Source organism: Nitrosomonas communis (assembly GCF_900114745.1).
GTDB lineage: Bacteria > Pseudomonadota > Gammaproteobacteria > Burkholderiales > Nitrosomonadaceae > Nitrosomonas > Nitrosomonas communis_A.
This window is the reverse complement of record NZ_FOUB01000009.1, coordinates 54,723-66,856: the sequence shown is the minus strand read 5'-3', so window position 1 is coordinate 66,856 and position 12,134 is coordinate 54,723. Positions and strand designations below refer to the sequence as shown.

The following is a 12,134-nucleotide window of genomic DNA, read 5'->3' as shown; positions in this document are numbered from 1 at the left end:
TCTGGAGATTAAAATGGCGGTAGCTGATGTTTTAAAGAAAATTCAAGACCATGAAGTTAAATTTGTTGATCTACGTTTTACTGATACTAATGGCAAGGAACATCATGTAACCGTTCCTGCTCATGCTTTTACTGCAGACAAATTTGAGGATGGGCATGCATTTGATGGCTCTTCTATTGGGGGTTGGAAGGGAATTCATGCTTCGGATATGTTACTCATGCCTGATCCTGACACAGCTACGATGGATCCGTTTATGGATGAAGCGACTTTGTTCCTTGCCTGTGATGTGGTTGATCCTTCTGACGGGCAAGGTTATATCCGTGATCCCCGTTCATTAGCAAAGCGTGGTGAAGTCTACCTTAAATCTACAGGTATCGGTGATATTGCTTATTTTGGCCCAGAGCTCGAGTTTTTTATTTTTGATTCTGTACGTTGGCATACTAATATGGCAGGGTGTTTTCTGGAAATCGAATCAGAGGAAGCTGCCTGGAGTTCGAAGAAGAAATATGAAAATGGCAATATTGGACATCGACCTACCGTCAAAGGCGGATACTTTCCCGTTCCACCAGTTGATTCGCTCCATGATATTCGTTCTGCGATGTGTCTCGTTCTGGAAGAGATGGGCATCAGTGTTGAGGTTCATCATCATGAAGTTGCCAACGCTGGCCAATGTGAAATTGGTACCCGATTTAATAGTTTAGTCAAGCGTGCAGACTGGAATCAGATGCTCAAATACGTTGTGCACAATGTGGCCCATTCCTATGGTAAAACAGCTACATTTATGCCAAAACCTATCGTGGGTGATAATGGTTCTGGTATGCATGTTCATCAATCAATTTGGAAAGATGGAAAGAATTTGTTCTCTGGAAATGGTTATGCTGGAATGTCTGAAACAGCGCTATATTATATTGGTGGGGTTATCAAGCATGCAAAGGCACTGAATGCGATTACCAATCCAGGCACCAATTCGTACAAAAGACTCGTTGCTGGTTTTGAAGCGCCTGTTAATATTGCATATTCTGCTAGTAATCGTTCTGCTGCAGTGCGTATTCCTCATGCCAGCAATCCTAAGCAACGACGTATTGAAATCCGTTTTCCTGATCCAATCGCCAACCCCTATCTAGCATTTACCGCATTGTTGATGGCTGGGCTTGATGGTATTCAGAATAAAATTCATCCTGGCGATCCCATGGATAAAAATCTCTATGATCTTCCTCCCGAAGAAGCATCCAAAGTTCCGGGTACTTGTAATTCCTTAGAGGAGGCGCTGGACAATCTGGACAAGGACCGTGAATTTCTAACTCGAGGTGGTGTATTCTCCAATGATATGATTGATGCATACATTACATTAAAGATGGAAGAAGCGATGCTTTATCGGATTAATACGCATCCTGTTGAGTTCTCAATGTACTATAGTTTGTAATAAAAGTCGAATTTAAGGCGTTTATTAGTTTATTGCCTTAGCTTCTTTTGATTGAAAATTTAATTAATTTTATTTTTTTAGTCGGGAGATGGCTATGTGGCAAAAAAATTTTGCTATTGCTTCAGTGTTAGCAGCTTTATTCACTATTATGACTCATGCAGTAGCAGGTATTTATAAACTTGTAGATGAAAATGGTCATATAACCTATACCAATACACCAGTTAAAGGCGGACAGAAGCTCCAGACTAGCTCATCAGAGACCAGAGTAGTCGCCAAAGCTATGACAAAGGCGCCTTTGACTATAGGAGGTTTCCCAAAAGTAACGGATAGTCAGCAGAAAAAACGAGATATTAATCGTCGTCAAATTCTTGAGAGTGAATTGGCTTCAGAAACAAAACACTTGGTAGAGATACAGCAAGCTTTAAATGAAGCTATCAAAAATATGAGGTCAGCTGCGAATCATAATACCCAATTGTTGCCTGATACCGATGTTTCTGAAAATGAAAATATAAATAAGCTACGTAAACAAATTAGCTTACATGAAAGAAATATCATGGCACTACGAGCTGAGCTAGGAAATCGCTAACTATTGAGCGATCCTAGATGATTATTTCATGAAAATTGCAAACATATTATTAATGTTGCTTTCTACTTATAGCTTTCTGTGTATGGCTCAGTCAGGAATATACAAGCATGTAAATCAAGACGGTCATACCTTCTATTCTGATACTAAAATAAGGGATGCTAACGAGATTGATTTGCCCGAAATAATAGTATTACCAGCAGGTCGTCATGGACTAGCAAGTTTAGCTATAAAAAAAGGTGCGTCTTTGCCCGAGTCCAATAAAGCTATCGATAAAAAGAGCAATGAAGAGGTAAAACAAGCCTCTATGACTGAGACAGCTCATCGAAATTCTTCTGATAAAAATCTGAGCCAACTGAGTGATCAGGACCGGTTGTACCAAATCATTGAAGACATCGCTCTTTACGAAGAGAGTATCGAAGCGCTTGAAATTGAGCTTTATAATTTAAAACAAGAATTTTAAGAATCGTATAGATGGATAACGCTTAAAGATAGGGGCGACCTTTTTGGTATTGCTTCGTTTATTTTTGATTCGATAGTTTTCTATTTTGAAATGATACCAGATCAAAGTCTATGAAAGCGTTTGAACTCAAAATTCCACCCATCATCATAATGGCCCTTATAGCGCTCATTATGTGGTTCGTTGCAGTTCTTGTCCCTCAGTTAGGGCTAGTTATTCCTGGGTAAGTCATCCTTGGCCGCTGTTGCTGGTTTTACCGGCATTGCGTTAATTCTGGCAGGTGCTATAGCGTTCAGAGTAGCACAGGAACAACCGTTAATCCGTTGCAGCCGAGTAAAGCATCGTTGGTCATAACGAGGGGTGTCTACAAAATGGGCCGAAATCCAATGTATGTTGGTTTTTTTGCTGCTTACTTTTATTATGGGCGTTGTTACTGTCGAATATAGTTTCCTTTGCAGGCTTACCTATCTTTATTTATTAGCAGATGAATCGTTTTCAGACTATCCCGGAGGACAAGCGTTGATTGCTAAGTTTGAGACTGAATAGGTTGCTTTTGCGAAAAATGTGCACAGATGGCTATGAATTCTGCTCCTTATTATCTTCCTCCTTGTAATTTCATTTTCAAATCAAAATGAAAATGTGACCATTAAACGGTAATTTTTACTCATTACGGGAATTTGGCTGGCTCAATGGTTGTCAATATATTCTAGGTGTAATTGATAACATAAAGGGCATTCAGTACATTTTATTAAGATGCGGAAAGAATGGTGCAATCGGATGTTTGTTAATCCAGATTAGAACCACTCATTCATGGAGAAACCGATCATGGAGCAGTCAGCCGAATTAAAACTCGAATTACCTGATAATGTTATTGCGCTGATCCCCATGCGCAACGTGGTGTTATTTCCACATGTTCTCATGCCAATTGCTGTCGGGCGCGATAAGTCAATCGCCACAATCGAGTTTGCAATGCAGACAAATTCTCCGATCGGTATCGTATTACAACGAGATGCTTCAGTGGATAATCCTGGATTAAATGATCTATGTCTGGTTGGTACTATTGCTAAGATTGTACGACATATTTCTGCGGCAGATGGTACGCAGCATATTGTGTGTCAGGGAATAGAACGTTTCCAGATCGAGGAATTAATTGAGGACTATCCTTTTCTAGCTGCTCGAATTAGCCGTATCGAAGAAATTTCTCAACCATCTACTCAAACTGAAGCACTCGCTGTGCAACTGCGCGAGCGCGCAACTGAAATTTTGTCGTTTTTACCAGGAATCCCTGCAGAGCTTGGGCATGCTCTGCAGACGACTCGTGCGCCTGCACAACTTGCCGACATTATAGCCAGCTTGCTTGATACAGAAATCAGTGAAAAGCAAATGCTGCTCGAAACGATTGATATCGAAGAGCGATTACAAAAAGTGCTTAAACTTTTGTCACACCGGATTGAGGTATTAAGGTTATCGAGAGAAATTAGCGAGCGCACCAAGGAGCAAATGGAAGATCGCGAACGCAAGTTTTTATTGCGGGAGCAATTAAAAGCGATTCAGAAAGAATTGGGTGAAGATGGAGATCATGGCCAGGAAATTGCCCAACTCGATGAAGCTATCACAAAAGCGGGTATGCCTCCTGAGATCGAAGTGCAGACTCGCAAAGAGCTCAATCGGTTGCAGCGTATGCCAACTGCCTCAAGCGAATACTCAATGCTTCATACTTATCTGGAATGGATGACTGAGTTACCTTGGCGATTACCGGAAGGAGCCCCGATTGATCTCAATGTTGCTCGTGAAATTTTAGAAGCTGATCATTTTGGGTTGGATCGTGTCAAGCAACGTATAATCGAGTTTCTGGCAGTTCAAAAATTAAAACCGCACGGTCGAGCACCCATTCTTTGCTTTGTGGGCCCGCCTGGGGTGGGAAAAACTTCGCTCGGTCAAAGTATTGCCCGTGCTTTGCAGCGATCGTTCGTTCGAGTGTCGCTCGGAGGTATTCATGATGAAGCAGAAATGCGTGGTCATCGGCGTACTTATGTGGGAGCAATGCCAGGTAATATCGTGCAGGGCATACGTAAGGCAGGTACACGCAATTGTGTAATGATGCTCGATGAAATCGATAAGATGACAGTGAGCATACACGGAGATCCAGCGGCAGCACTGCTTGAAATCCTGGATCCAGAGCAAAACTCAACTTTCCGGGACAATTATCTTGGCGTTCCATTTGATTTAAGTCGCGTGATTTTTATTGCTACTGCCAATGTTATCGATCAGGTTTCTCCACCGGTACGTGACCGCATGGAGATTATTGATCTGCCCGGTTACACACGGGAGGAAAAGCTTCAAATCGCGTTACGCTATTTGTTACATCGCCAGCAAGAAGCCAATGGTTTGCACGCAGATCAATGTGAGCTGACAGTTGCAGCGCTGGATAGCCTCATTGCCAACTATACGCGCGAAGCAGGAGTACGCCAGCTCGAGCGTGAGATTGGCCGAATCATGCGTTATACTGCTTTGCGCATTGCAGAAGATGCGCAACTTCAAGTGCGGGTTGATGCATCTGATCTGGATACCATACTCGGGCCGGCTAAATATGAACATGAAACTGCTGCACGCACCAGTTTACCAGGCGTAGCTACTGGCTTGGCATGGACACCAGTAGGGGGGGATATCCTGTTTATTGAAGCTACGCGGGTGAGTGGGAGCGGGCGGCTAATTCTGACAGGGCAGCTTGGAGATGTCATGAAGGAAAGTGCCCAAGCAGCACTAACGCTGGTAAAAGCACGCGCTAATGAACTGAATATTCCTGTATCAATGTTTGAAGGGATTGATGTGCACTTACATGTCCCGGCAGGAGCTATTCCAAAGGATGGGCCGAGTGCGGGAGTAGCAATGTTTATTGCGCTTGCTTCATTGTTTACCAATCGACCGGTACATCATGAAGTTGCGATGACAGGTGAAATTAGCTTGCGTGGATTGGTGTTGCCCGTTGGGGGTATCAAGGAGAAGGTGCTTGCTGCACAAAGAGCAGGTTTGCAAACAGTACTCCTGCCGGTACGTAATCAGAAAGATTTGCGTGATGTGCCAGAAACAGCAAAATCAGCTATGCAGTATATTTATTTGGAAACAGTTGATGACGCGGTTCAGGCAGCATTATGTCAGCCGAACTATTCCACTGTGCCAGAATTTAAACTTGTTTGAACCTGAAGCTGATTCTAGTTTGAATGGAGGCAATTTATGCCTTGGACACATTACTCGTCAGTTATGTAAAATTTATCGTGGTCAGTTCGACTGAAAGCCATTGACATTGGCAATATTTAATGGCTTAAGCGAAGGAAGAGAGGCGTGCAATCCGTATTGCATTGCCAAAGCTAAGCAAAAATCGGATAAAACCTTAACTCAGAAAACACTTGATGAGTGGGTAAAAAATAGCTGCTTCTAATATTAATTCCATTTCTAAATCAAAAACTGATTTTGTCAGTTTCATCTTGCCATATTACTTATATTGTCTGAGGCTCGCCTTCGCGTCATTTTTGATTTAGAAATGGAATATGACCAATTGCTGCTCATTGGTCAGGTATCTTTGCCTATTTCGATTGCATCTTCTACTCTAACCGTCATTGACATCTCATTGCTTTAGCCGTTTATTTAGCTAACGGGAAAGGTATGCAAGAGTCTTTTGTTTTTAATGTTTGATTAAGATCAATGTTACGCATAATTATAAGGGGTACTATCTTAATCGTAGTTTAAAAAAACAATTTTAATTATTTGCTTACGTTAAAGGAATTTTACATGAGAGTTCAATTCATAGCTGCAATAATAACAGTATTGATGTTAGTTGGTTGTGGCAAGCCATCAGCACCAGAGACACCTGATCCTTCGACCTATGGGAAAACTATTCAGCCTTTCCATCAAATACCAGCAGATGCTCAGGAAGGTGGAGGTAAAGCCAGATCCACAGAAGAGAAATCAAATTACTAAAGATTCATGAGTGTTCTATAGTTTCAGGTTTTATGCAAGACTGAAGCTATAGAACACAGTTGCAGTCTTTCTTGACTATTGAAGCTAATTTCCTCGCATGAACATCTTATCAAGCTCTGCCAGACTAATTGCGAACCAAGTTGGTCTGCCATGATTGCATTGATCGGAGCGTTCGGTTGTTTCCATTTCGCGCAGCAGTGCATTCATTTCGGGGATTGTTAATTGTCGATTGGCACGGACAGAGCCATGGCAAGCCATGGTCGCTAAGAGTTGATTACGTCTACTGGTTAATATCTGACTGCCTCCAAACTCACGAATTTCAGCTAACACATCACGTGTGAGCTTGACTATGTCGGCATCTTTCAGCACTGCTGGTACTGCTCGTATAATTAACGAGGTGGGAGAAAGAATAGCTATTTCAAAACCTATCTCATTTAAAACAGCATAATTGTCTTCTACTGTGGCGACATCTAATTGATCAGCCTGAAAGGTAACTGGAATTAACAGTGGTTGCATGGATAATGAATGTTGATCAAGCGCTGATTTGAGTTTTTCATAAACCACGCGCTCGTGAGCAGCATGCATATCTACAATGATCAGACCGTGCTCATTTTGTGCCAGGATATAAACTCCGAGCAGTTGTCCTAATGCAAAGCCTAGCGGTGGAACTGGCTGCGTGGGCTGAATAGGTGGATTACCAAGATCCATTTTCAGCAAATCCGGTTTGTCACCGTATAAGGTTGGATAAAAAGCTAAGGGTTGTGCAACGCTTGTAAGGGGTAAATTTATTTGTCGTGAATAGCTTACTGGAAGACGTTCGGGGTTTTCGGTTACTTGGGTAACGATAGCAGAGGGTATTTGAGAATCCGCTTGACGGTGAGGTGAGGCCAATACTTTGTTGATACTGTGGAAAACAAATTGATGTATAGCGCGCGCATCACGGAAACGCACTTCTGCTTTGGTTGGATGCACATTAACGTCTACGTTTTGAGGATTGATTTGAAGATAAAGCACAAAAGCGGGATGCCGATCCAGATGGAGTACATCGCGATAGGCTTCACGTAAAGCATGAGAGATCAGCTTGTCTCTCACGTAGCGGCCGTTGACAAAAAAATATTGCAAGTCGCGAGCTGAACGCGAATAAGTTGGCAATGCAACCATGCCTTGCAAGCTGATATCATTTGCCTGCTCGGAAACCAGCACGGCACTTTGGCTAAATTCTTTTCCTAGAACAGCTGTAATACGCTGAAGGGTATCTACCGCATATAAGTGATTTCGTGTCTTATTATTGTGTTGTAAATTGAATGCAATATGGGCATGGGAAAGAGCGATACGCCGGAATACTTCTTCACAATGTGCAAATTCAGTGGTTTCAGTTTTCAGAAACTTACGACGTGCTGGCAAATTAAAAAAAAGATCACGCACTTCCAGAGTAGTGCCAACGCCACGCGCTGTTGGTTCCGGACAGGTAACTTGTCCTCCTTCAGCCTGGATATGCCAGGCATGTTTGTCGCCTGATTGATAACTCGTTAACAATAATCGAGAGACAGCTCCGATACTTGCGAGTGCTTCGCCACGAAAACCTAGGCTAGCTATTTTGTGTAAATCTTCCTGGGCGCTGATTTTACTTGTGGCATGGCGTGCTAACGCAAGAGGCATGTCAATTCCGGAAATTCCTTTTCCATTATCGGTGACGCGGATCAGGTTAAGGCCGCCTTGCATAATTTGGACAGTAATTTCTGTTGCACCAGCATCTATACTGTTTTCCAGTATTTCTTTTAATGCTGAGGCGGGCCGCTCGATTACTTCTCCTGCGGCGATCTGATTGATGAGCACATCCGGAAGCAACTTGATTACATTCATATAAAAATAAAATGAGTATTCATAACCATTATTTTGCCTTAAAGTTATGATACTCTTGCGAGGGAATTACATACTAATTTTACTGAAATCGATAAGGCAAGGAATTTCTAGGTTCTAGGTTGAAATCGTGGATTTTCTATTGAGAAATGGAAGTCATAGCCAGAACTGTTAAGTGTTACTCAGGAAACAACGTAGTTATTGTCTAAATATTCAGTTAATACTATTCTGATGGTTAACTATTACTTGATATCGACATAGGAGCACCATGACACAAGATGAGCAAAAGCGTGCGGCTGCACAGGCCGCCATTCAATATATCCCGATTGGGTCTGTAATTGGGGTTGGAACCGGTTCTACTGCAAATTATTTTATTGATGAGCTTGCTAAAATCAAACATAAAATTGAAGGTGCAGTTGCCAGCTCCGAGGCAACTGCACAACGTTTGCACAAGCATGGAATAGACGTATTAGATCTTAACACGATTACAGATTTGCCTGTTTATGTAGATGGTGCAGACGAGATTACCAAGCATTTGCATATGATCAAAGGTGGCGGCGGCGCTTTGACCAGAGAAAAAATTGTTGCAGCTGTAGCCAGAAAATTTATATGCATCACCGATCAGAGTAAATTAGTCAATATTTTGGGTACATTTCCACTTCCAGTAGAAGTTATTCCAATGGCGCGAAGTTACGTGGCTCGTGAAATTACCTTGCTGGGTGGTCATCCAGCGCTGCGTCAGGGAGTTACTACAGATAATGGTAACGTTATTTTGGATATACATGGTCTACAAATCCTGAACCCGGTTGAGTTGGAAACGACGCTTAACCAAATAACGGGAGTCGTTACTAACGGATTGTTCGCCAGAAAAGGTGCCGATGTTTTATTGCTAGGCACAGATACTGGTGTTGAAACAATCACTGTTTGATAGTTTAGACCTATAATAAAAATCTCATTGATTACATGAATAATAGTTTCATCTGACTTGGCTGAGGGTACGATATGGCTATTAAAGAACACATTTCAAAAAGATTTGATGCGGATCTTGAAGAAGTGCGCACCCGTGTGTTACAAATGGGGGGATTTGTTGAAGAACAAATTGAACGGGCAATAGATGCCTTAATAGAAGGTAATGAAACCATCATTGACCAGGTAATTGACAATGACCATCGTGTCAATGCCATGGAAGTATCCATTGATGAGATATGTAGTCAGATTATTGCACGTAGACAACCCACAGCGAGTGATTTACGTATGATCATGACTGTAATCAAGACCATCACTGACTTGGAACGAATCGGTGATGAGGCTGCAAAAATTGCTCGCATGGCGCGACTCATTTATACAGCTGATCGTTTACATGCGCCACGTTTTGTGGAAATTAAACACGTCGCTCAAATTGCTTCAAGCATGTTGCACCAAGCGCTAGATGCTTTTGCCCGCTTGGATCTGAATGCTGCTGCACATATAGTGCGCCAGGACGAGCTGGTTGATGAAGAATTTCGAGCTATTCTCCGGCAGCTCATAACGTTTATGATGGAAGATCCTCGTAAAATTTCTATTTCACTGGAAATTCTTTTTGTGGCAAAAGCAATCGAACGTATCGGTGATCACGCAAAAAACATGTCTGAATATGTGGTTTATATGGTCAAAGGCAAGGATGTTCGTCATGTCACTGTTGAGGAAATTGAACGCGAAGTAAGAGGATAAATCATCTGTGTAATTTAGCTATGCCTAACATTTAGGCAGAGGGTTATGCGCGAATATCCAACACTTGCTGCAGTTGATCTTGGTTCCAATAGTTTCCACCTTCAAGTGGCGCGTGTGGTGGGCAAACAGCTTTATCCATTAGATAGCTTAAAAGAAATGGTTCGGCTGGCTGCCGGACTAACACGTGACAGAAAACTGGACGAAGCATGCCAGGCGCGTGCCCTGGATTGTTTAAAACGCTTTAGTGAGCGTCTAAGAGGGTTCCCGACCCATGCTGTGCGTGTGGTAGGTACAAACTCACTTCGTGTTGCCAAAAATGCTGCAGAGTTTTTGGTAAGAGCAGAGGCTGTATTGGGAGTTCCAATCGAAATCATTGCCGGCCATGAAGAAGCGCGCCTTATTTATCTGGGAGTCGCACACAGCCTGCCAGCTTCCGATAATCATCGGCTGATCATCGATATCGGTGGTGGCTCCACCGAATTTATTATTGGCACTCGCCTGGAACCGAATAAACTGGAAAGCCTTTATATGGGTTGTGTCAGCCATAGTTTGCGCTTTTTCCCGGATGGGAAGATCAGCAAGGGTGCCATGAAAAGGGCTGAGCTTGCGGCGCAAACTGAGATACAGAGTATTACAACAGAATTTTCAGCTGATCAATGGCAAGAGGTGTATGGATCTTCTGGAACAGCGCGTGCATTAGACCGTATTCTTAAATTGAATAACTTTAGTGATGGTGGTAAAAAGGAAGGAATTACACTGGCAGGTTTGGAAGCATTTCGTGAATACCTTCTAAAAGTGGGTGACATCAGGAAAATTGTCATCGCCGGTTTACATCCCGATCGTGCACCTGTGATTGCAGGTGGCTTTGCAATCATGTTTGCTGCATTCAAGGAACTGGGCATTTCCCGTATGCTTCTTGCGACAGGCGCACTGCGTCAAGGCGTGCTCTACGATATGCTTGGCCGCGTTCATAATGAAGATATGCGAGAAGTATCGGTGCGGCAGTTTATGCAACGTTACCGTATTGACCTTGTCCAGGCAGCACGCATAGAATCGCTGTCCTTAGCACTGGGAAAGCAACTCCTGGCTAATTTTCCTGATGAGGAAACAGTAGAAGATGCCTTGCATTTATTATCCTGGGCGGCACGCCTGCATGAGGTCGGCATTTCGGTGGCCCATTCTGGCTATCATAAACATTCCGCCTATATACTTGGGAATGCAGATATTCCAGGTTTCTCCAAAATGGAGCAGATGCAGCTCAGTCAGCTTGTGCTCGCTCATCAGGGTTCTTTGACCAAAGTCAGTGAATTTCTGACTAATTTTATTAGCCTGGCTCAATCCATAGCGCTGCGCTTAGCGACCATTTTTTACCGCAGCCGCACAAATATTGAGTTACCGCCAATGAGAATACAAGCAGGCAATGGAAGCTGTAAGCTGCTTATTTCGCAAGCATGGTTAGAGCACAATCCATTAACTGAGACTTTACTAAATGCTGAAATTGATGCTTGGGCAGCGCTTAAAATTAATTTCTGTATTCAAGGTACTTCCTCCTCAAAGGAGGACTTTGTTTGAGTCTTTTTAGAGAGGAGGCTAAGCACAATTAGCGTTGCCAACAATCTGATGCGGTTAATGATGGATTGCCGCTGACTCCTTTGATGCCTGTATGCGTTAATGTCAGCGTAGCACATGCATCATTGGCCATTGAACCTGTTGGAACAGCTTCCAGTGTGTAGCTATTTCGTGTCAAGGTGCCCGGCGAAAACCGAATGGTATATTTTGCTGTACCAGTCTTGGGAGACTGGGTAACGGGTAAAGTAAAATTGGTTGCGTCGCTTTTCAAGTCATACCGATTCGCTTCAGTAAAATTACGTTCCAGTAATTGCGCTATCTCCAGCAGAATACCTTTGGCTTCTGCACGATTGGTACGACGCACATGCTCTTGATAGGAAGGCAGTGCAATTGCTGCCAGAATGCCAATCACTGCTATAGCGATCATTATTTCGATCAGGGTAAAACCTAATAATCTTTTTCTCAGCTGGATCGTGTCAGTTATTTGCCCCATTCCTGTATCCTAATCAGATGTTGAATAATAATATTAGATTCTAAGAATAAACAGGAGT

10 protein-coding genes are annotated in these 12,134 nt (G+C 42.8%); 8 read left to right on the top strand and 2 right to left on the bottom strand.

All coding sequences use genetic code 11. The features are described 5' to 3' along the window. The first annotated feature begins 13 nt into the window (after positions 1–13). The 5 genes from glnA (at position 14) to BM122_RS05735 (ending at position 6,444) form a co-directional block, all read left to right on the top strand. On the top strand, positions 14–1,423 hold the full coding sequence (gene glnA, locus BM122_RS05760; RefSeq protein WP_074904415.1) for a type I glutamate--ammonia ligase: 1,410 nt from the start codon (positions 14–16) through the stop codon (positions 1,421–1,423). Between the two features lie 94 nt (positions 1,424–1,517). Then, positions 1,518–2,009, top strand: coding sequence for a DUF4124 domain-containing protein (locus BM122_RS05755; protein WP_177198058.1), 492 nt, complete (start codon positions 1,518–1,520; stop codon positions 2,007–2,009). 28 nt (positions 2,010–2,037) lie between these two features. Next, positions 2,038–2,469 (top strand): DUF4124 domain-containing protein, encoded by a 432-nt coding sequence (locus tag BM122_RS05750; protein ID WP_074904412.1) that lies wholly within the window; start codon positions 2,038–2,040, stop codon positions 2,467–2,469. 822 nt (positions 2,470–3,291) lie between these two features. Next, positions 3,292–5,664: an endopeptidase La gene (gene lon, locus BM122_RS05740; protein WP_074904411.1), complete on the top strand. Its 2,373-nt coding sequence runs from the start codon at positions 3,292–3,294 to the stop codon at positions 5,662–5,664. A 591-nt stretch (positions 5,665–6,255) separates the two neighbouring features. After that, positions 6,256–6,444 carry a hypothetical protein gene (locus BM122_RS05735; RefSeq protein WP_074904409.1) on the top strand — a complete coding sequence of 63 codons (189 nt, stop codon included), beginning with the start codon at positions 6,256–6,258 and terminating at the stop codon, positions 6,442–6,444. 84 nt (positions 6,445–6,528) lie between these two features. Here the strand turns inward: BM122_RS05735 and mutL are convergent, their stop codons facing one another. After that, positions 6,529–8,307 carry a DNA mismatch repair endonuclease MutL gene (mutL, locus tag BM122_RS05730; protein ID WP_074904408.1) on the bottom strand — a complete coding sequence of 593 codons (1,779 nt, stop codon included), beginning with the start codon at positions 8,305–8,307 and terminating at the stop codon, positions 6,529–6,531. Positions 8,308–8,572: 265 nt separating this feature from the next. Here mutL and rpiA point away from each other — a divergent pair, with 265 nt between their 5' ends. The 3 genes from rpiA (at position 8,573) to ppx (ending at position 11,586) form a co-directional block, all read left to right on the top strand. After that, positions 8,573–9,232 (top strand): ribose-5-phosphate isomerase RpiA, encoded by a 660-nt coding sequence (rpiA, locus tag BM122_RS05725; RefSeq protein WP_074904406.1) that lies wholly within the window; start codon positions 8,573–8,575, stop codon positions 9,230–9,232. Positions 9,233–9,306: 74 nt separating this feature from the next. Continuing rightward, complete coding sequence (phoU, locus tag BM122_RS05720; protein ID WP_074904405.1) at positions 9,307–10,014, top strand: phosphate signaling complex protein PhoU; 708 nt, start codon at positions 9,307–9,309, stop codon at positions 10,012–10,014. 45 nt (positions 10,015–10,059) lie between these two features. After that, positions 10,060–11,586: an exopolyphosphatase gene (gene ppx / locus BM122_RS05715; RefSeq protein ID WP_074904403.1), complete on the top strand. Its 1,527-nt coding sequence runs from the start codon at positions 10,060–10,062 to the stop codon at positions 11,584–11,586. Positions 11,587–11,614: 28 nt separating this feature from the next. Here the strand turns inward: ppx and BM122_RS05710 are convergent, their stop codons facing one another. Continuing rightward, complete coding sequence (locus tag BM122_RS05710; protein WP_074904402.1) at positions 11,615–12,076, bottom strand: type IV pilin protein; 462 nt, start codon at positions 12,074–12,076, stop codon at positions 11,615–11,617. Between the last annotated feature and the right edge of the window lie 58 nt (positions 12,077–12,134).

What these genes read in the sequence shown, in the direction of transcription:
- glnA (WP_074904415.1), top strand. Translation starts at nt 14, where the DNA reads ATGGCGGTAGCTGATGTTTTAAAGAAAATTCAAGACCATGAAGTTAAA.
- BM122_RS05755 (WP_177198058.1), top strand. Translation starts at nt 1,518, where the DNA reads ATGTGGCAAAAAAATTTTGCTATTGCTTCAGTGTTAGCAGCTTTATTC.
- BM122_RS05750 (WP_074904412.1), top strand. Translation starts at nt 2,038, where the DNA reads ATGAAAATTGCAAACATATTATTAATGTTGCTTTCTACTTATAGCTTT.
- lon (WP_074904411.1), top strand. Translation starts at nt 3,292, where the DNA reads ATGGAGCAGTCAGCCGAATTAAAACTCGAATTACCTGATAATGTTATT.
- BM122_RS05735 (WP_074904409.1), top strand. Translation starts at nt 6,256, where the DNA reads ATGAGAGTTCAATTCATAGCTGCAATAATAACAGTATTGATGTTAGTT.
- mutL (WP_074904408.1), bottom strand. Translation starts at nt 8,307, where the DNA reads ATGAATGTAATCAAGTTGCTTCCGGATGTGCTCATCAATCAGATCGCC.
- rpiA (WP_074904406.1), top strand. Translation starts at nt 8,573, where the DNA reads ATGACACAAGATGAGCAAAAGCGTGCGGCTGCACAGGCCGCCATTCAA.
- phoU (WP_074904405.1), top strand. Translation starts at nt 9,307, where the DNA reads ATGGCTATTAAAGAACACATTTCAAAAAGATTTGATGCGGATCTTGAA.
- ppx (WP_074904403.1), top strand. Translation starts at nt 10,060, where the DNA reads ATGCGCGAATATCCAACACTTGCTGCAGTTGATCTTGGTTCCAATAGT.
- BM122_RS05710 (WP_074904402.1), bottom strand. Translation starts at nt 12,076, where the DNA reads ATGGGGCAAATAACTGACACGATCCAGCTGAGAAAAAGATTATTAGGT.